This is a genomic window from Gordonia sp. 852002-10350_SCH5691597, assembly GCF_001665715.1.
GTDB lineage: Bacteria > Actinomycetota > Actinomycetes > Mycobacteriales > Mycobacteriaceae > Gordonia > Gordonia sputi.
This window is the reverse complement of record NZ_LZMO01000001.1, coordinates 14,729-32,630: the sequence shown is the minus strand read 5'-3', so window position 1 is coordinate 32,630 and position 17,902 is coordinate 14,729. Positions and strand designations below refer to the sequence as shown.

Here is a 17,902-nt window from a genome sequence, read left to right as displayed (position 1 = left end):
ACCGAAATCCGCCTCGACGGCGCGTGTGCGGGCGCGCTCACGATCGTCGAAGGCGACCGCATTGAGCGTCGAGTTCACCGCGTCGATGCGGTCGAGCGCTGCGTCGACCGCTTCAACCGCCGAAATCTCGCCTGCGGCAATGGCCGCGCCGACACCTACCCCGTCGAGTTCGCCCAGCGCATCGTCGCGGAAGGCATGTACGTACTGCATGGCCGAAGCCTAGCCGCAGCGGACCGCCGTCAGGACACGATCAGTTGGGAACAGTTCATCGCACCCCACCTCACCGAACCCCTACCGAACCATGGCCATGACGTCGGCGGCGAGGTCGGTGGCGTAGTCGTCGTCGATCGGCAGCGCGAAGACCGCGTGGTGATAGAGCGGGGCGATGATGTGGTTGAGCACCTGCGGCACGCTGGGTGCGCTCTCGCCGCGCGCGGTGGCGCGGTCGATCATCTCCGTCGCTTGCTCCCGCCGGGTCTCCCAGCACGGACACGCCTCTACGATGCCGTCGCGCGCCGACGTCATCGCCCGCAGATACGCACGGCGTTTCGGACGGCTGATGTCGGCGGCGATGATGCGCGACCAGTCGGCGAGGTCGTCGGCAAGTGTGCCGTGATCGGGCAGTTCCTCGCCCTGCGTCAGCGCGGCGACCGCGACCTCCTCGAGCAGATCGCCGATCGTCCCCCAGCGTCGGTAGATGCTCGTGGGGTTCACGCCCGCCAGCTCGGCGACCTGCGGGATGGTCATCGTCTCCCGCTCTCCACTACCCACGAGCTGACCGACAGCCGTGAAGACCGCACTCTGCACGCGAGCGCTCCGGCCGCCGGGACGCTTGCCGTGCGATGGGGCCGTTGATGAAACGGTCGTCGACGCTGCGCTGTCCATCGACGAACTCTCCGTTGCCTGCGACGTTCCAGCCATGTCACCATTATTGCAAATTCCATTGCTTTTAGAACGGCGGCCGCATACATTGGCCTTAATGCAACCAGCTTTGCCTTAGGAGACACAGTCGTGACAGCCACGTTGGAGAACACAGCTCGACGTCGCCGCGGCGCACGACCGCTGCATCCGCATCGCGCGTTCTGGATCGTCACCGCAACCATCATCACGGTCCTGTTCGCCTCGGCGGCCCCCTCCCCTCTTTACCCCGTCTACCAGCAGTTATGGGGCTTCTCGCCGTTCACCCTGACCGTGGTGTTCGCGATCTACGTCCTCACCATGCTCATCAGCCTGCTCACTGTGGGTTCCCTGTCAGATCACATCGGCCGACGCCCGGTCCTCGCGGTCGCGCTCGTGCTGCTCATCGGCAGCATGGCGCTGTTCGTCGCCGCCGACAGCGTCGGACTCCTGATCGCGGCACGGGCCCTACAGGGACTCGCGACAGGAGCGGCAATCGGCACACTGACCGCCACGGTCGTCGACATGCAGCCGTCGGAGCGACTGGGTTCAGCGATCACCGGCGCGGGACCCACACTCGGACTGGCGGCAGGCGTCGTCGTTGCGGGCGTGCTGGTCCAGTACGCACCCGCGCCGCGATTCCTCGTCTACGAGGTGACGCTGGCGGTGTTCGCGATTTTGCTCGTCGCACTCCTGATCATCCCGGAGACATCGGAACGCGTCGGCTTCGATTCCCGCCGCCACCTGTGGCGAACGCTCGCGCCTCAAGCGTCGGTGCCATCGGCCTTGCGGAAGCTGTTCGTCACGGCAATCCCGGCATTCGTGGCGACCTGGTCGATGGGAGGCCTCTACCTCTCGCTTGGTTCATCGGTGGTGGCGCGTGTATTCGGCATCGGCAACCACGGAGCCGCGGGCGCCGTGCTGTTCGTATTCTTCGCCTCCGGCGCGGTCACCTCGCTCGCGATCACCACCTGGGACGCTGGTACCAAACTCACTTACGGCTATCCGGCACTCGCCGGCGGCGCGATCATCTCCCTGGCAGGAGTCCTCACGTCGATGCTTCCGCTCTACATCGTCGGGTCGATCATCGCGGGTTCCGGTTTCGCGGCTACGTTCCTGGGGGCACTCGACAACCTGAGCAGCCAGACTCCGTCGCATCAGCGCGGGCAGGTGTTCTCGGCAGTCTTCATCACGAGCTACGTCGCCTTCAGTGTTCCCGCGGTGATCGCGGGACTCGTGGTGTCGCACATCGGTCTGCAGGAGACCGTCGTCTGCTACGTCGCCTATGTCCTCGCCATCACCGTTTTCGGCGCACTCGTCACCGCATGGACGCGAACCAGAAACAATCGCGTTCGCGCCTGACGCGTCCTCACTTACCGAACGCCTCGGCGCTCGATGCGACGCCACGGTCTCGACTCACTACGGTGAGGACTCAGGCTGCGGGTACAGCGTGGCCGAGATCACGATCTGGAGGAATCTCGCGGGGCCGCACTTTCGCAGTACAGGTGCCACAGGGTAAGACTGGTTACATGCACTTGAAGTTCGATTCAGATGAACAGAAGTTCCGCGAAGAACTCCAGAGCTTCTTCACGACGAAGATCCCCGAGGAGATCCGTCAGCGTGCTGCCGCAGGCACGCTGAACCTGCCCGACGACATCGTCACCACCCAGCGCATCCTCAACGCCGAGGGTCTGGCCACCCCCGGCTGGCCGACCGAGTGGGGTGGCCGCGACTGGACGCCCATTCAGCGCAACATCTACCACGATCAGCTCAGCCTGAACTTCGTGCCCGATCCCCTGACGTTCAACGTCAACATGGTGGGTCCGGTCATCGCGACGTTCGGTTCACAGGAGATCAAGGAGCGGTTCCTCCCGAAGACCGCCAACCTCGACATCTGGTGGTGCCAGGGATTCTCCGAGCCCGAGGCGGGCTCCGACCTCGCGTCCCTCAAGACCCGCGCCGTCCGCGACGGCGACCACTACATCGTCAACGGCCAGAAGACCTGGACCACGCTCGGGCAGTACGCCGACTGGATCTTCTGCCTCGTACGCACCGATCCCGACGTCAAGAAGCAGGCGGGCATCAGCTTCCTGCTCATCGATCTCGACACTCCGGGAATCGAGATGCGTCCGATCAAGCTCATCGACGGCAGCGTCGAGGTCAACGAGGTCTTCTTCAACGACGTCAAGGTGCCCGTCGAGAACCTCGTCGGCGAGGAGAACGCCGGCTGGACCTACGCCAAGTTCCTGCTCGGCAACGAGCGCACCGGTATCGCACGTGTCGGCTGGACCAAGACCAAGCTGGCCGAGGCCAAGAAGCTCGCCGCCGCGACGAAGACCGCGACCGGCACGCTGCTCGAGGACCCGCTGTTCGCCGCGCGCCTCGCCGAACTCGAAACCGAACTGCTCGCGCTCGAGGTCACCCAGCTGCGCGTCGTCGCAGGCTCTGCCGACGGCAAGCCGAATCCGGTGTCGTCACTGGTCAAGCTGCGTGGCAGTGAGCTGCAGCAGTCGGCAACCGAGTTGCTCGCAGATGTTGCGGGTGCGCGCGGTCTGGCGGTTGACGCGCCGGGTGTCGGAACACCCGACTGGGCGCAGCTCGCGGTGCCCGAATACCTCAACTACCGCAAGGTAACCATCTACGGCGGTTCGTCGGAGGTCCAGCGCAGCATCATCTCGTCGTCGATCCTCGGCCTGTAGCCCGACAACCACACCTGGAGTAACACAATGGATTTCGAGCTCACCGAAGAGCAGTCACTGCTGCGCGACACCGTCCGCAGCGTGTTCAAGAGTTATGACATCGAGAAGATCCGCGCGGTGTCGGAGACCGACACCGGCTGGTCGGCGTCGATTTGGGAGTCGCTTGCCGAGATCGGCATCCTCGGACTGCCGTTCAGCGAGGACGCGGGCGGCACCGGCGCGGGGCCGGTCGAGGTCAGTGCGCTGATGGGCGAGGTTGGTCGCAGCCTCGCACCCGAGCCACTGCTGTACGGCGCGTTGTTGCCGGGCGTCGTCATCGACAGGGTCGCGTCGGGTGACCGCCGCACCAGCCTGCTGACAGAGGTCTCGGAGGGACGGCTGCTGCTCGGATACGCACACGCAGAACCCGAAGATCGTTGGCCCGCAGCGGCAGTCGCCACCACGGCGACCGGCGCGAGCGACGGCGTCACCCTCGACGGAGTGAAGTACCCCGTCCTCGCGGGCGACGTGGCACAGAAGTTCGTCGTCAGCGCCCGCCGCGCCGACGGAACCATCGGTCTGTTCATCGTCGACGCCGACGCATCGGGGGTGACCGTCGACGGGTTCCGCACCTACGACGACCGTCGAGCCGCCCGGGTGACCTTTGCCAACGCCCCGGCGATCGAATTGGCCGAGGGTGATCAGTCCGACGCGATCGCCTACGCGGACATCTTCGCGCAGACGGCCCAGTGCGCCGAGGCAGTCGGCGCGATGGAACGCGCGATGGAGCTGACGACCGAATACCTCAAGTCGCGCAAGCAGTTCGGGGTACCGCTCAAGACCTTCCAGACACTGACGCAGCGCGCCTCGGACGTGTACGTGGCGCTCGAGCTGGCACGCAGCATGAGCCTGTATGCGACGGCTTCGCTCAACGACGAGGTCGACGACCCGTCGGTCTACAGCCGCACGAAGCTGCAGGTCTGCCGCTCGGCACGCAAGGTGGGTCAGGAAGCGATCCAGATGCACGGCGGCATCGGCATGACAGCGGAATACCCTGTGGGACATTACGTTGCACGCCTGACCGCGATCTCTCGCACCCTCGGCGACGCTGACGAACACCTCGGTGTCCTCGCCGGCAAGCTCGGCGATTACGAGATGGTGACCGTCAACTAGGTTCGCACCAGATGGGGGTTCATCGACGTGAGTCGGTGAGCCCCCATTCTGCTGCCAGGAGCTGGTGCGAGCGAAGCCGGTCGTCGAAATCGTGTGTGACGCTGGTGATCACGAGCTCATCGGCGCCGGTGACGCGCGCCAGCGTGTCGAGTCGTTCGGCGACGGTCGACGGCGAGCCCACGAACTGAGTCCGAATCCGGTCATCGACAACGGCCAGTTGCTCACCGGTCAGCTGCCCTGCGCTATCGGGATCGAGGTAGGGTTGCGCTCCCCTGCCGGTCCGGATGTCGTGCACCCAGTGGCCGTATGTCGACGCGAGATGTGTTGCGGTCGAATCATCTTCGGCAACGACTACGTCCGCGGACACCACTACGTACGGCTCGGACAGACGGGCCGACGGACGGAAGTTGGCCCGGTAGGCTTCGACCGCCTCGAGAACTGTCGCGGGACTGACGTGATAGTTCGCGACGAACGGTAGACCCTCGGCACCTGCGACCTGCGCGCTCTGCCCCTTACTGCTACCGAATACCCAGACCTCGACGCTGGCGTGTTCGCCTGGGACAGCGTGCAATTCGACGTCGCCGACGCGCAGCCCCCCGTCGAGCAGCGCGAGGATGTCGGACACGGCGTCGGCGAAGTCGGGCTGCGTGGCACCCTCGAACTCCAGTGCCGCCGCGGTGGCACCGATCAGCGGTGACGACAGAATACTCGCGCCGGCGAACGGTTCGGGTAGGAGCAGACCGTCGACGAGGCGTTCGGGTTCGGCCGCGGGTGGCGGCCCCTTGGGCGCAGCCGCCGCCGCGGCGAGTGCTTCGGTGCGCCGTTGCCCCGACCGCCCGAGCCCGAGGTCGAGGCGACCGGGAAACACCGCGTCGATGGTGCCGAACGCCTCGACGACCGACGCCGCGGTGTGATGTCCGAGCTGAACCGCCGCACTGCCGACCCGGATCGACTCGGTTGCGGCAGCGACCAGGGCTATCAGCGTGGCAGTCGACGACGAACCGACCGAGACGAAGTGGTGCTCGGCGAGCCAGAAGCGTCGATAGCCCCACTCCTCGGCGGCGCGCGCCAGCGCGATGCTGCGCCGTACCGCCTCTGCGGGAGTCGACCCGTCACTGATCGGCGCAAGGTCGAGGACTGAGAGGGGCAGCGGCGCAGTTCGTTCCGCGGTCATTGAGGGATACGCTGCGGGTTGTCGTGTGGGGCGCCGGCGGTGTGGGTGCCGATGCTCGGGTCAGCATGGCCGACTCCCGGGTAGTAAGCGGCCGACGATTCGGGCGTCATCCCCGCTGCTCCGCGCAACAGCATCTGGTGGTGCGTGTCGACCATCTGCGACAGCACGCCTATCTTGGTCAACCAGCTCATCGTCACTCCCGCAGCTCGAATTTCGGCAGCTCTGTTCCCAGTCCGCAATGTCCCAGTAAGCACCCAATCGCCGATCGGGTGAACGGTTGCGCTCACGCTGATCTTTTGACCTCGGTCGGGAAGAGACCAGCGCGGGCCGACCGTTGAGACGAGTCGTGAGTGAATCAACGCTGTCGTTGGCCATCGGACTGCGGGGCGCCGGTCGACACCCGGCCGCATGGCGAGACCCGGAGGCCAGACCGGACGCACTGTTGCGCGCGAGCTACTGGCGCGACGCGATCAGCGCCGCAGAACGTGCGGGAGCCGATCTCGTCACCCTCGACGACGGATTCGAGCCTCGGCCGCTATTGCCCGGCGAGTCGTCGGCCGCCGCGCCGCAGGTGCGTACCGACCTCGTCAACGGCAGACTCGACACCGTGCTGATTGCGGCACGCATCGCGCCGCTCACCACGCGCATCGGACTGCTGCCCACCGTGACCGTGACGCACACCGAGCCGTTCCACACGTCGAAGGCGATCGCCACGCTCGACTATGTCAGCGGCGGACGCGCTGGCGTTGTGCTGGCCGTCGACGACCGGCCCGAGAACGTCGGCCTGTTCGGGCGTCGCGACGTCGAGGTGGCGTCGGATCGTGCTGCGCTGCACCGAGAAGCCGCCGAATACGCGGAGGTGATCGGCCGACTGTGGGATTCATGGGAGGACGACGCCGAGATCCGCGACGTCGCGACCGGTCGCTTCATCGACCGGGATCGGTTGCACTACATCGACTTCGAGGGCGAGTTCTTCTCCGTGCGCGGGCCGTCGATCACACCACGACCACCGCAGGGGCAGCCGCTCATCGCGACGACGGTCTCGGCGGGCGACCAGGCGTCGCTCGAATTGCTCGGCGGCAGCGCCGATATCGGGTTCTTCACGAGTCCGGATGATCGCGCGACTCTCGACACGGTGCTCGCAGCGTCGGACAGCAATCGACGAGAAGACCTGCGACTCTACGACGATCTCATCGTCTACCTCGACGACCCACAGGCGTCGGCGGCTGGTCGTCGAGCGCAGTACGACGACTGGCTCGGCACCCACTTCGACGACGGCACACAGGAATTCGTCGGTACCGCAGCAGGATTGGCCGACCTCATCGAAGAGCGCGCAGGTGCGGCACAGGGTGTCCGGTTGCATCCGGCCGCGATCGGACACGACCTTCGGCTCATCGCCGACGACCTCGCCCCCGAGCTGCGTCGACGCGGTCTCCTCCTCGCCCCAGAGGCCAAACCCCCAGGAGCACACACCCTTCGGGAGACCTTGGGTCTGCGCCATCCCATCAATCGATACTCACGTACGACCGTGTCAGGCGGTGTCCGATGACCAAGCAGGTACACCTCGCGGCGCATTTTCCCGGCGTCAACAACACGACGGTATGGAGTGATCCCGCCGCCGGGAGTCACATCGAGTTCTCGTCGTTCACGCGCTTCGCACAGACCGCAGAGCGCGGATTGTTCGACTTCCTCTTCCTCGCCGAGGGACTCCGGCTGCGCGAGCAGAACGGCAAGATCTACGACCTCGACGTCGTCGGACGGCCCGACACCTTCACGATTCTCGCCGCACTCGCGGCAGTCACCGAGCATCTCGGACTCGCCGGGACGATCAACTCGACGTTCAACGAACCCGTTGAGGTGGCAAGGCAATTCGCGTCGCTCGACCACCTCTCCGACGGCCGCGCCGCCTGGAACGTCGTGACGTCGTGGGATGCGTTCACCGGCGAGAACTTCCGACGCGGCGGTTACCTTCCCGCGGATCAGCGCTACGTGCGGGCTCGGCAGTTTCTCGAAACCGCTGTGGAACTGTGGGATTCGTGGGAAGACGACGACATCGTCGCCGATCGGTCCGCGGGCGAGTTCCTACGCAGGCCACACGCCGGACAGTTCGCGCACCTCGATTCACAGTTCGACATCCGTGGCACATTCGGGGTGCCGCGCAGCCCGCAGGGGCGGCCGGTGATCTTCCAGGCGGGCGATTCGAACGAGGGCCGGGAGTTCGCCGCCGCGCGCGCCGACGCGATCTTCTCGCGACACTCGACGCTCGACGACGGCAGAGCGTTCTACGCCGACGTGAAGGGACGCCTCGCCGCCCACGGGCGGACACCGGACGATCTGCTGATCCTGCCCGCAGCGACGTTCGTCGTCGGAGATACCGATGCCGACGCGGCCGAACTCGCGCACGAGATCAGACTCGCGCAGGTCAGCGGACAGACCGCGATCAAGTTCCTCGAGCAACTCTGGAACCGCGACCTACACGACCACGATCCCGACGGCCCTCTACCGAGCATCGACCCGCTGCCCGGTGAGAACACCGTCGCGAAGGGTCGGGCCAGTGTGCGCATCCACGAGGACCCGCGCGACATCGCAGCTCGCTGGCGCGCGTTGGCCGAGTCGAAGAAGCTCACGACGCGAGAGCTGATCATCGAGGTGACCGGGCGTCAGGCGTTCGTCGGATCGGCGCGCACCGTCGCAGGAGAGATCAACCGGTTCGTGCAGGCCGACGCGAGTGACGGTTTCATCCTCGTTCCGCACGTCACTCCCGGCGGCCTCGACCGCTTCGTCGACGACGTGATTCCCGAACTCCAAGACCTCGGCGTGTACCGGACCGAGTATCCGGGTCGGACACTGCGTGAGAACCTCGGGCTCGCGGGGGTCGTCGCGGGTTAGGGTTTTCGTGGGTGTCGCGCCCGCGTGCACCGGCGACCACGCACCGACCACAGGGTCGGCGACGAGGGGAGATCACAGGTGGACGCAGTGTTCGGCACCAATCTGGCCTGGGGTGCGTCGTTCAGCCTCCTGGGGGTTGCGCTCATGGTCGTCGGGTTCGGTGCCCTCGACCTCGTGACCCCGGGCCGACTGCGGCAGCTCGTCTGGGTGGACAACAACCGCAACGCGATGATCCTGACGACGTCGATGGTCGTCGGAATCGCGTTCGTGCTGGTCGCCTCGGTGGTCGACACGGTGACCCTCGTGTTGTGGAAGGCGCTGCTCTACACGCTCGCCTACGCGGTGCTGACCATCGCGGTGATGATGTGGTCATTCGTGCTCATCGATTGGCTCACGCCCGGCAAGCTCGGGACCATTCTGCTCGAGAACGACGCGCATCCCGCCGGCTGGATCTCTGCGGCGGTCTTCGTCGGCGTCGCGGCGATGATCGGGACCGTACTGATCGTCTGAGTGTTATTGACTGTCCGACAATAGGCGTTCTAGGGTGATGCGAGCTGTGACCGGCGACACCGTCGGTCATTGACCGTTCGCGACGCACAACCCGGGGGAACCATGACCGCCGCACTGATCGAAGAGTCCATCGACATCGACGCCACACCCACGCAGGTCTGGTCCGTGATCTCCGACCTCGCCCGCATGGGTGAGTGGAGTCCGCAGTGCGCCAAGATGTTCATCATCGGCGGGCCGGTGAAGCTGGGCACCCGTACCGTCAACATCAACCGCCGCGGGCCGCTCGTCTGGCCGACGACGTCGAAGGTCGTGCGGTTCGCACCCAACCAGGAGATCGGGTTCCGCGTCGCGGAGAACCACACGGTGTGGAGCTACACCATCGAGCCGAACCAGTCGGGCGGCGTGACGGTGACGGAACGTCGCGAAGCCGCGGGCGGCAAGACCACCAAGGTGTCGTCGACGCTCGTCGACCTCGTCTTCGGCGGCTCCGACTCGTTCGAGGAGGAGCTCAAGGTCGGGATGGCCGAGACCCTCGGCAAGATCAAGCGCGCCGCGGAATCGAGCACCGCCCGGGCCGCCTGAGCGCCCAGTCGACGGGATAGAGCGCCCAGTCGACGCTCTCGAGCGCCCAGTCGACGGGATACAGCGCCCAGTCGACGCCCCAGACAGTCGAGTGGGCAGGCTCAGGTGCCGTCGAGCTTCTCGATCAGGGCGGGGAGGTCGGCGAGGGAGTCGATGACGTGGTCGGGTACCGGCCCGAACTCGTCGCGCTGCAGGGCGCGCAGGGCGTCCTCGCGGAACTTGCCAGTGCGCACCAGCACGCCCATGAGTGCGGCGGCCTGGGCGCCGAGGATGTCGTTGTGCATGTCGTCGCCGACCATCACCACCTGGGTCGGCTCGAGATTCATGAGTTCGACGGCGGCGCGGAAGCCCAGCGGCGACGGCTTGCCGATCGCGCGGATCTTTCGTCCCGAGGCCTTCTCGAGGCCCTCGAGGTAGACGCCGGTGTCAATCGAGAGCCCGCGCGCCGTCGACCAGATCATCGAACGGTGCATCGCGACGACCGGGGTTCCGGCGAGCATCTTCTCGAGCACCGTCGACAGCGCAGTGTGTGTGAACACGGGTCCGGCGCCGCCGAGAACGATGACCTGAGCTTCGTCCGGGTCGTCGGTGAGGGGCACGCCGGTCATGTCCTCGGCGATCGGTCCCTCGTTGAGCACCCAGGCGAGCTTGCCGGGATAGTTGCGGGCCAGGAATTCGGCGGTGAGTTTGGCAGCGGTGAGGATCTCCTCGGGCTCGACCTCGAATCCGCAGTTTCCGAGCGCCTCCGCAATCTGTGATCGCGACCGTGATGTGGTGTTGGTCAAGAACATTCGCGGGTAGCCGCGCTCGGAAAGTTCTTCGATCGCTTCGACGGCGCCGGGCAGCGCATGCCACGAGGTGACCATCACCCCGTCGATGTCGAGCAGCAGCCCCAGCGTCATGCATCGAATCTAGTGCCCGTCGGGCGCGAGCGCAGGACGGGCCCGATTCACATGGCATGCTGGGCCAATGCGTTCCGTCGCCGAGCATCAGAAGATCGTCAGCGAGCTGTTCGGACCTCCGGAAACCGTTCGCGTCGCGGTTGCCGATGCGCTGGGTATGGCCACCGTCGACGATTCCGTCGCGGCATTCGCGATGCCTGCCTTCGACAATTCCGCGATGGACGGATACGCGGTGCGTGCAACCGACATCGCCGGTGCCAGTGCTGCAGAGCCGATTCGGCTGCCCGTCGTCGACGACATTCCCGCCGGCCGCACAGGCTTGGTGACACTCGCGCCGGGCACGGCCGCGCGAATCATGACCGGCGCACCGATGCCAGACGGCGCCGACGCCGTTGTGCCGGTGGAGCTCACCGACGGCGACTTCTCGGTCGACCACGTGCCCGACTCGACGGTTGGGTTCAGCTCGAGCGTCGAGGTGGGAAAGCACATTCGGCGCGCGGGCTCCGACATCGCGCACGGCGACGTCGCGTTGCCCGCGGGCACGGTCCTCGGGGCGGCGCAGATCGGACTCCTCTCGGCGCTCGGCCTCGCCAACGTCGCGGTTGCCCGACGCCTTCGCGTGGTGGTTCTGTCGACCGGCTCCGAGCTCGTCGAGCCGGGAAAACCGTTGCAGCACGGGCAAATCTACGAATCCAACGGCGCCATGCTCACAGCAGCACTCACCGAGGCCGGCGCGCTGGCACGGCACATCCACTTCGTCCCCGACGACGTCGCGGACTTCCTCGAGCGCCTCGACGAGGCGTCGGCCGACGCCGATCTGATCATCACCTCCGGCGGCGTGAGCGCCGGGGCCTACGAGGTGGTCAAGGACGCGCTCGGCGGTCGATCTACCGAGCATGGCGGGCCGGTCGAGTTCGTGAAGGTGGCGATGCAGCCCGGAATGCCGCAGGGCTGTGGTCATCACCTCGACCCGGCCGGTCGTCGGGTCCCGATCATCACGTTGCCGGGAAACCCGGTCAGTTCGCTCGTGTCGTTCGAGGTGTTCATCCGCCAACCCCTGCGCGCGGCGATGGGACTGCCACCCGACCGTCCGCACGTCACAGCCACACTCGGCAGCGACATTCGATCGCCCGAGGGCAAGAGGCAGTTCATGCGCGGCGTCGTCGACACAGCGCGGCCAGATGCCGACGGGCGGCCGGTCGTCGAGCCGATCGGTCCTCCCGGGTCGCATCATCTGCGTTTTCTCGCGGGTTCGAACGCGTTGATCGACATCCCACCCGAGATCACCGCACTGCCTGCGGGTTCGGACGTCGACGTCGTCGTTCTGTGACGTCCGCGACCCCCGGACCCCACAGCCGCGGATGTCTGGCATCGCTAAGCTGTACGGACGCGACGGGCAATTCCGGCGCGACCGACTCGGGAGGATGATCAGGTGGCCAGGCGCCCGCGACCGGACGCATCAGCACAACATCCGGCAACCGAATCCGACGGTCCGATCCGCTCCGGCCTGACTCCGACGCACCTCGTCGCACTCGCACGCGAGACCCTTCCCCCGACCCATCCGGCGGGACTGCCGTTCGTCGCTGCGGCATCGGCGGTGGCGGTGTTAGGTCGACGACATCGGTGGGTTGCGGTGCCCGCAACCGCCGCGGCAGGAGCCTGCGCAGCCTTCTTCCGGCACCCCTCACGGGTTCCGCCGACCGAGCCTGGCGTCGTGGTGGCTCCGGCCGACGGAATCGTCAGCCTCGTCGACGACGCCGCCCCGCCGCCGGAATCGGGCCTCGGCGACCAACCCCGACCCCGCGTCTCGACATTCCTGTCGATCTTCGACGTCCACGTGCAGCGCGTTCCGATCAGCGGTCGGGTGTTGTCGGTAACGCATACGCCCGGCTCGTTCGTGTCCGCCGATCTCCCGGAAGCGAGTTCGGCAAACGAGCGCACGACGATGGTCGTCCGCCCCGACGACGCAGACAATCCCGACGGCGCAGACAATCCCGACGGCGCACACGATCTTGGCGGCGCAGCCGATCCAGACCCGACACCCCGCGACTCCGACATCGTCGTCGTGCAGATCGCCGGTCTGTTGGCACGTCGAATCGTCTGCACCGCGAAGGTCGGCGATCACCTCTCCATCGGCGACACGTACGGACTCATCCGGTTCGGCTCACGCGTCGACGTCTACCTGCCGCCGGGCACGAAGCAACGCGTGTTGGTCGGGCAGCGCACCGTCGGCGCCGAGACCGCACTCGCGACACTGAACACCCCGGAAACCACCCGCGTCGGCGACGGCGGGTGACATGCCGACCAACAATCGTGCGGGCGTAGACCGCACCCCGCTGCACTACCGCAATCCGTCGATGAGGTCGACGCGTCGTCGTGTTCCTCGGCGCACGACGTCGAACGACGAGCAGAGCAGACTGCGGCGACAGGCGGCCGCGGGGCGGATGTTCGTACCGTCGGCGCTGACGATTCTCGCCATCTGCGCGGGGCTGACGGCGGTGCGCGCTGTCATCGACGACAACGTCAACCTGGCGATGGCACTCGTTGTGGCCGCGGCGCTGCTCGACGGCATCGACGGCCGCGTGGCGCGGCTGATGGGAGCGACCACCAAGATCGGCGCCGAGATCGACTCACTCGCCGACGCCATCAACTTCGGTGTCGTGCCTGCGCTGATCATGTATCTGTATCTGCTGCAGGGATACGACCTCGGCTGGGGATTCGCGCTGATCTACTGCTGCGCGATCGTGCTGCGGCTCGCGCGATTCAACACCCTGCTCGACGACACCGACGCCCCCGGCTACACCCGCGACTTCTTCGTCGGCGTCCCCGCACCCGCTGCTGCCCTGGTGGTCCTGCTGCCGATCGGACTGGCACAGCAGTTCGGCGACGGATGGTGGACCTCTCCACTGGTCGTCGGATTGTGGTTGGTCGTGGTGGCGCTACTCGCGGTCAGTCGGGTTCCGACGGCATCGCTCAAGACGTCGTCGGTACAGCCGCGCAAGCTGGCGGGCCTGTTGATCCTGGTCGCGATAGGCGCAGCGCTGCTGCTCACATACCCGTACGTGCTGATGATCATCCTGGTGGCGGCCTACGCCGTGCACATTCCGTTCGCGTGGCGCAGTCGGCGCTGGGTGCAGGCGCGGCCGGAACACTGGGAGGCCCCGCCCGCCGAGCGCCGGGCCGAGCGTCGCGCAATCGCGCGTGGCCAGCCGCGCCGCGTGCTGCCGCCACGCAAGTCGACCGCGCGACTCGGCCTGCACATCCCGGGCTCGGAACCCACGACCGCCCAGAGTGTTTCCGACACCTCCGCCACCGACGCCCCTGCTGCCGACGTCCCTGTTTCTGATACTCCAGCCGGCGGTGACGCCCGGTGAACGCGCAGCTCACGCTGACCGCGCGGCTCAACACGTCGGCGGCCGATTCCCGACGCGGGATCGTCCGGGCGCATCCCGAAGCGCTGACGGCGCTCGGACTGCGTGAGTGGGACGCAGTGTCGATCACCGGTGCACGGGTCACCGCGGCCGTCGTCGCGGCAGCACCGTCGGGAACGCCGACCGGAACGTTGCTGCTCGACGACATCACGTTCTCCAACGCGGGCATCAAGGAGAACGCGTCGGTCGTGCTCGCCGGGGTTGCCGTGTCCGGCGCGGCGCGGGTCGTCGTGACCGGTTCGGCTGTCGCGAGTCGAGGCGTCGACGAGGCGACGCTGCGTCGCGCGCTCCTCGGAAAAGTGCTGTCGGTCGGGGATGCGGTGTCGCTTCTTCCACGCGACCTCGGCCCAGAACTGACCGCGAGCGCCGCGACCCGCGCGCTGACCCTGTCGGTCGGGATCACGTGGACCAACGAGCTGGTGACGGTCACCGCAACCGATCCCGGGTCGCCGGTCAGCGTGCAGCCGTCGACCGCCGTTCTCTGGGCGACGAGCGGCGTCGACACCACGCCCGGCGCCGTCGGCAGTGACGCACGCGCCGTCGATACGAATCGCGGAGGTGTCGGCGACGATCGTGGCGCTCGCGGAGAGAATCGTGGCGCCCTCGGCGCCGCATCGGGTGCCGTCGGCGGGGTCGGGCGCGGCTGGCTCACCACGCCGCCGGGCGTCGCCTCGCCCGGGCACGTGGCGCGGCCGGCGTCGGAGTTGGTCGGCGTCGACGCGCAGGTCGCGAAGCTCACCGAGTGGCTGAGCATCACGCTCGACGAGCCAGGCGTGCTGCGCGCACTCGGGGCCACTCCCCGACTCGGCGTGCTGATCTCCGGTCCGGCAGGGTCGGGCAAGGCGACGCTCGTGCGATCCGTCTGTGCCGCAAGGACATTGACCACGATTGACGGACCGACCATCGGATCACTCGAGGCGTCGGCCCGCCTCCGCACGGTCAGCGACGCGGTCGCCGATCTCCGACGCTCCGACTCGGGGGTACTGCTCATCACCGACGTCGACGCCCTGCTGCCCGCCAAGTCCGAGCCGGTCTCGACGCTGATCCTCGACGAATTGCGCGCGGCGATCAGTCCCACCGACGCGACGTCGACCTCCGACGACCACATCGCGTTGATCGTCACCACTGCCGAACCCGCGGGCCTCGACGAACGTCTGCGCGCTCCCGATCTGTGCGACCGCGAACTCGTCATCGGACTGCCCGACGCCGCGCGGCGCGCGCGAATACTCGGGGTGATCCTCACCGGAGTCCCCACCGACGGCGCACTGAACCTGGACCAGATCGCCGCGCGCACACCAGGTTTCGTCGCAGGCGATCTGGCGGCACTCGCCCGCGAGGCCGCATTGCGTGCGGCTGCGAGGGCAAGCGCCACCGATGCGACGCCCGCGCTGACCGATGACGATCTCGTCGGAGCACTCGACGTCATCCGACCCGTTTCACGTCTGCGCACACCCGAGGTGGCTGTCGGGTCCATCACCCTCGACGACGTCGGCGACATGACCGAGACCAAGCAGGCGCTCACCGAGACCGTGCTCTGGCCGCTGCAGCACCCCGACACGTTCACGCGACTCGGCGTCGATCCGCCGCGCGGTGTGCTTCTCTACGGGCCACCCGGGTGCGGCAAGACGTTCGTCGTACGCGCGCTCGCGGCGTCGGGCATGCTCTCGGTGCACATGGTCAAGGGCGCCGAGCTCATGGACAAGTGGGTCGGATCGTCGGAGAAGGCGGTCCGCGACCTGTTCGACGCCGCACGCGAGTCGGCACCCTCGCTGATCTTTCTCGATGAGGTCGACGCCCTCGCGCCGCGCCGCGGCCAGTCGACGGACTCAGGCGTCGGCGACCGCGTGGTTGCCGCGCTGTTGACCGAACTCGACGGCGTCGAACCGCTGCAGGACGTCGTGGTCCTCGGCGCGACCAACCGGCCCGACCTCATCGACCCGGCGCTCCTCCGCCCAGGGCGGTTGGAGCGACTCGTGTTCGTGCCGCCGCCGGACACGCAGGCGCGCGCCGACATCCTGCGAACCTCGGGCCGAAAGGTGCCGCTTGCCGACGGCATCGACCTCGACGCCCTCGCCGCCGACCTCGAGGGCTATTCGGCCGCCGACTGCGCCGCACTCCTGCGTGAAGCGGCGCTGGCTGCCATGCGCCGCGACATCGACGCCGCGACCGTCACCGCCGACGACGTCGTCGACGCCCGCACGCGTGTCAAGCCGTCGCTCGACGCCGCACAGGTCGAGAACCTGCGCGCCTACGCCGAGCGACGGCTCGAGTGACAGACCTGTTCCGTTATGCAAGGTCCTCTCGCACAGCGTGTTACGGACCCGTCACTCAATGGTGAAGGAAGATGTCTTCGACGCTCCGGAGACGCGGTCGACCACCACGATCGAGTAGTGCCCCGGTGTGCGGTAGAGCTTCGTGTTCGATCCCACATCGCCCTGACACTCTGCCGTCTTGTACGTGGCGTAGCCGGTACCGGGATATTGCACCTCGATCTGACAATTCTTCCCCTTCACCTCGGCATTCGAGCGATCGCGCGCAGACCAGACGACTCCTGGCGCAAATCCCGTGTCGTACAAGGCGGGTCCGAGGTCTCGCCCGAACCAGCTGTAGACCTTCACAGACATGCTCGCCACACCGTTGGGCGACAGCTTCACCGGGGCGCCCGGGTTCGGGTCCGATGATCCGGCCAACAGCGTACCGATGAGCTCCGACAACGGATCTGGCGCCGGCGCCGCAGATACCGGCCCGGCGGCAACTGTGGCTGCGGCTCCAGCTGCAAGCACACCGGCAATGATCTTGCGCTTCATGACTTCCCCTCGCGAACGTTGAATGATGTTGCGGGCCAGGCCAATACATCATCACAGTGCGACGTGACGACCAGAAACCCCGAGCATCGACGACGCTACGCAATCGCATCACGTTGAGCTAGAGAAGATTCGATGATTCGTCCGAACGTAGGGCATCGAATCATACGATCACATTACGAAGTCTGCCCGGCCTGTCCGTTTGGCGCCTGGCCATCGGGAACCTGGCCACCGGGAACCTGGCCATTGGGAACCTGGCCGCTCGGCAGCTGGCCGTTGGGCGTCTGCCCCTGTTGGCCAAAGGGGAACTGACCGTTCTGACCTGTTCCCCCGCCATTCGTACTCCCGCCATTCATCCCGGGGCCGTTCATCCCGCCACCGTTCATTCCCGGCATGCCGCCGCCGTTCATTCCAGGCATCTGGCCGCCGTTCACTCCGGGGCCGCGCATCTGGTTCTGGCTCGACGAGTTGTCCTGGCCGACGACGTACCCGGCGCCGAAACCGAGCAGTCCGAACCCGACGGCAAGTCCGATCCCGCCCGCGATGATCGCGTTCTTGATCTTCGGCGGCACCTGGTCGGCTCGCGATTGTGCGGAATCAGCCACCGCTGGTGACTCTGCCCGCCAGGCCGACTGCACGCTGGTGGGTTGCGCGGACGTCGGCTGCTCGGCGGTCGGACTCCCGGGACTCGTCGGGAACTCGGGGTTCGTCGGGTGTTCTCCTGTGGTGGGTGCGGACATCGTTGGGGGTACTCCCTGCGTTCGGGTGCATCGTCGGCCAGCGCCGACGTTCGGCGCGTCCGCGACGCATCAACAGTGCCGTCCACGGTGCGTGGCATCCCTGGCGGCCCACTGCCCGCTCT

The 17,902-nt window shown here is 67.0% G+C and carries 17 protein-coding genes and 1 pseudogene; 11 read left to right on the top strand and 7 right to left on the bottom strand.

Translation table 11 applies throughout. The features are described 5' to 3' along the window. Positions 1–210, bottom strand: a pseudogene (locus tag A5777_RS00165) (amidase); the annotation flags it as partial. Positions 211–291: 81 nt separating this feature from the next. Next, positions 292–885, bottom strand: a complete 594-nt coding sequence (locus tag A5777_RS00160; RefSeq protein WP_005206669.1) for a TetR/AcrR family transcriptional regulator — start codon at positions 883–885, stop codon at positions 292–294. Positions 886–1,011: 126 nt separating this feature from the next. Here A5777_RS00160 and A5777_RS00155 point away from each other — a divergent pair, with 126 nt between their 5' ends. From A5777_RS00155 to A5777_RS00145, 3 genes are all read left to right on the top strand, one after another. After that, a complete protein-coding gene (locus A5777_RS00155; RefSeq protein WP_005206670.1) occupies positions 1,012–2,259 on the top strand; it encodes an MFS transporter in 1,248 nt (415 codons plus the stop codon). Between the two features lie 167 nt (positions 2,260–2,426). Next, the gene (locus tag A5777_RS00150; RefSeq protein WP_039855940.1) at positions 2,427–3,596 is read left to right on the top strand and encodes an acyl-CoA dehydrogenase family protein; all 1,170 of its coding nucleotides are present in this window, start codon (positions 2,427–2,429) and stop codon (positions 3,594–3,596) included. Between the two features lie 27 nt (positions 3,597–3,623). Continuing rightward, positions 3,624–4,748, top strand: a complete 1,125-nt coding sequence (locus A5777_RS00145; protein WP_005206672.1) for an acyl-CoA dehydrogenase family protein — start codon at positions 3,624–3,626, stop codon at positions 4,746–4,748. Positions 4,749–4,767: 19 nt separating this feature from the next. On the opposite strand, the gene A5777_RS00140 is transcribed toward A5777_RS00145, so the two are convergent. Together A5777_RS00140 and A5777_RS00135 are read right to left on the bottom strand one after the other, a co-directional pair. Further along, positions 4,768–5,922 (bottom strand): LLM class flavin-dependent oxidoreductase, encoded by a 1,155-nt coding sequence (locus tag A5777_RS00140; RefSeq protein WP_064861232.1) that lies wholly within the window; start codon positions 5,920–5,922, stop codon positions 4,768–4,770. Beyond that, positions 5,919–6,113: a hypothetical protein gene (locus A5777_RS00135; RefSeq protein ID WP_005206674.1), complete on the bottom strand. Its 195-nt coding sequence runs from the start codon at positions 6,111–6,113 to the stop codon at positions 5,919–5,921. Before A5777_RS00135 ends, A5777_RS00140 begins: the two co-directional genes overlap by 4 nt. 155 nt (positions 6,114–6,268) lie before the next feature. Here A5777_RS00135 and A5777_RS00130 point away from each other — a divergent pair, with 155 nt between their 5' ends. From A5777_RS00130 to A5777_RS00115, 4 genes are all read left to right on the top strand, one after another. Next, the gene (locus A5777_RS00130) at positions 6,269–7,471 is read left to right on the top strand and encodes an LLM class flavin-dependent oxidoreductase (RefSeq protein ID WP_064861230.1); all 1,203 of its coding nucleotides are present in this window, start codon (positions 6,269–6,271) and stop codon (positions 7,469–7,471) included. Continuing rightward, entirely contained in the window at positions 7,468–8,811 is a 1,344-nt protein-coding gene (locus A5777_RS00125) for an NtaA/DmoA family FMN-dependent monooxygenase (protein WP_005206676.1), read from the top strand. Before A5777_RS00130 ends, A5777_RS00125 begins: the two co-directional genes overlap by 4 nt. A 78-nt stretch (positions 8,812–8,889) precedes the next feature. Beyond that, positions 8,890–9,321 carry a DUF350 domain-containing protein gene (locus tag A5777_RS00120; protein ID WP_005206677.1) on the top strand — a complete coding sequence of 144 codons (432 nt, stop codon included), beginning with the start codon at positions 8,890–8,892 and terminating at the stop codon, positions 9,319–9,321. 102 nt (positions 9,322–9,423) lie between these two features. Next, positions 9,424–9,903, top strand: a complete 480-nt coding sequence (locus A5777_RS00115) for an SRPBCC family protein (protein WP_005206678.1) — start codon at positions 9,424–9,426, stop codon at positions 9,901–9,903. Positions 9,904–10,004: 101 nt separating this feature from the next. On the opposite strand, the gene A5777_RS00110 is transcribed toward A5777_RS00115, so the two are convergent. Beyond that, positions 10,005–10,805 (bottom strand): HAD-IIA family hydrolase, encoded by an 801-nt coding sequence (locus A5777_RS00110; protein ID WP_005206679.1) that lies wholly within the window; start codon positions 10,803–10,805, stop codon positions 10,005–10,007. A gap of 67 nt (positions 10,806–10,872) precedes the next feature. Here A5777_RS00110 and moeA point away from each other — a divergent pair, with 67 nt between their 5' ends. From moeA to A5777_RS00090, 4 genes are all read left to right on the top strand, one after another. Further along, a complete protein-coding gene (gene moeA, locus A5777_RS00105; protein WP_005206680.1) occupies positions 10,873–12,135 on the top strand; it encodes a molybdopterin molybdotransferase MoeA in 1,263 nt (420 codons plus the stop codon). Positions 12,136–12,237: 102 nt separating this feature from the next. Next, the gene (locus tag A5777_RS00100) at positions 12,238–13,101 is read left to right on the top strand and encodes a phosphatidylserine decarboxylase (protein WP_442902967.1); all 864 of its coding nucleotides are present in this window, start codon (positions 12,238–12,240) and stop codon (positions 13,099–13,101) included. A gap of 1 nt (position 13,102) precedes the next feature. Continuing rightward, positions 13,103–14,179, top strand: coding sequence for a CDP-alcohol phosphatidyltransferase family protein (locus tag A5777_RS00095; RefSeq protein ID WP_051993888.1), 1,077 nt, complete (start codon positions 13,103–13,105; stop codon positions 14,177–14,179). Then, entirely contained in the window at positions 14,176–16,509 is a 2,334-nt protein-coding gene (locus A5777_RS00090; RefSeq protein ID WP_005206683.1) for an AAA family ATPase, read from the top strand. Before A5777_RS00095 ends, A5777_RS00090 begins: the two co-directional genes overlap by 4 nt. Before the next feature lie 51 nt (positions 16,510–16,560). Here A5777_RS00090 and A5777_RS00085 read toward each other — a convergent pair whose 3' ends face one another. Both A5777_RS00085 and A5777_RS00080 read right to left on the bottom strand, forming a co-directional pair. Beyond that, complete coding sequence (locus tag A5777_RS00085) at positions 16,561–17,043, bottom strand: hypothetical protein (RefSeq protein WP_064861229.1); 483 nt, start codon at positions 17,041–17,043, stop codon at positions 16,561–16,563. A gap of 173 nt (positions 17,044–17,216) precedes the next feature. Beyond that, complete coding sequence (locus A5777_RS00080; RefSeq protein ID WP_064861228.1) at positions 17,217–17,780, bottom strand: hypothetical protein; 564 nt, start codon at positions 17,778–17,780, stop codon at positions 17,217–17,219. Between the last annotated feature and the right edge of the window lie 122 nt (positions 17,781–17,902).

Excerpts from the sequence above, each read along its gene's own strand:
- A5777_RS00160 (WP_005206669.1), bottom strand. The coding sequence starts at position 885 with ATGGACAGCGCAGCGTCGACGACCGTTTCATCAACGGCCCCATCGCAC.
- A5777_RS00125 (WP_005206676.1), top strand. The coding sequence starts at position 7,468 with ATGACCAAGCAGGTACACCTCGCGGCGCATTTTCCCGGCGTCAACAAC.
- moeA (WP_005206680.1), top strand. The coding sequence starts at position 10,873 with ATGCGTTCCGTCGCCGAGCATCAGAAGATCGTCAGCGAGCTGTTCGGA.
- A5777_RS00140 (WP_064861232.1), bottom strand. The coding sequence starts at position 5,922 with ATGACCGCGGAACGAACTGCGCCGCTGCCCCTCTCAGTCCTCGACCTT.
- A5777_RS00085 (WP_064861229.1), bottom strand. The coding sequence starts at position 17,043 with ATGAAGCGCAAGATCATTGCCGGTGTGCTTGCAGCTGGAGCCGCAGCC.
- A5777_RS00150 (WP_039855940.1), top strand. The coding sequence starts at position 2,427 with ATGCACTTGAAGTTCGATTCAGATGAACAGAAGTTCCGCGAAGAACTC.
- A5777_RS00135 (WP_005206674.1), bottom strand. The coding sequence starts at position 6,113 with ATGAGCTGGTTGACCAAGATAGGCGTGCTGTCGCAGATGGTCGACACG.
- A5777_RS00115 (WP_005206678.1), top strand. The coding sequence starts at position 9,424 with ATGACCGCCGCACTGATCGAAGAGTCCATCGACATCGACGCCACACCC.
- A5777_RS00110 (WP_005206679.1), bottom strand. The coding sequence starts at position 10,805 with ATGACGCTGGGGCTGCTGCTCGACATCGACGGGGTGATGGTCACCTCG.
- A5777_RS00095 (WP_051993888.1), top strand. The coding sequence starts at position 13,103 with ATGCCGACCAACAATCGTGCGGGCGTAGACCGCACCCCGCTGCACTAC.
- A5777_RS00080 (WP_064861228.1), bottom strand. The coding sequence starts at position 17,780 with ATGTCCGCACCCACCACAGGAGAACACCCGACGAACCCCGAGTTCCCG.
- A5777_RS00145 (WP_005206672.1), top strand. The coding sequence starts at position 3,624 with ATGGATTTCGAGCTCACCGAAGAGCAGTCACTGCTGCGCGACACCGTC.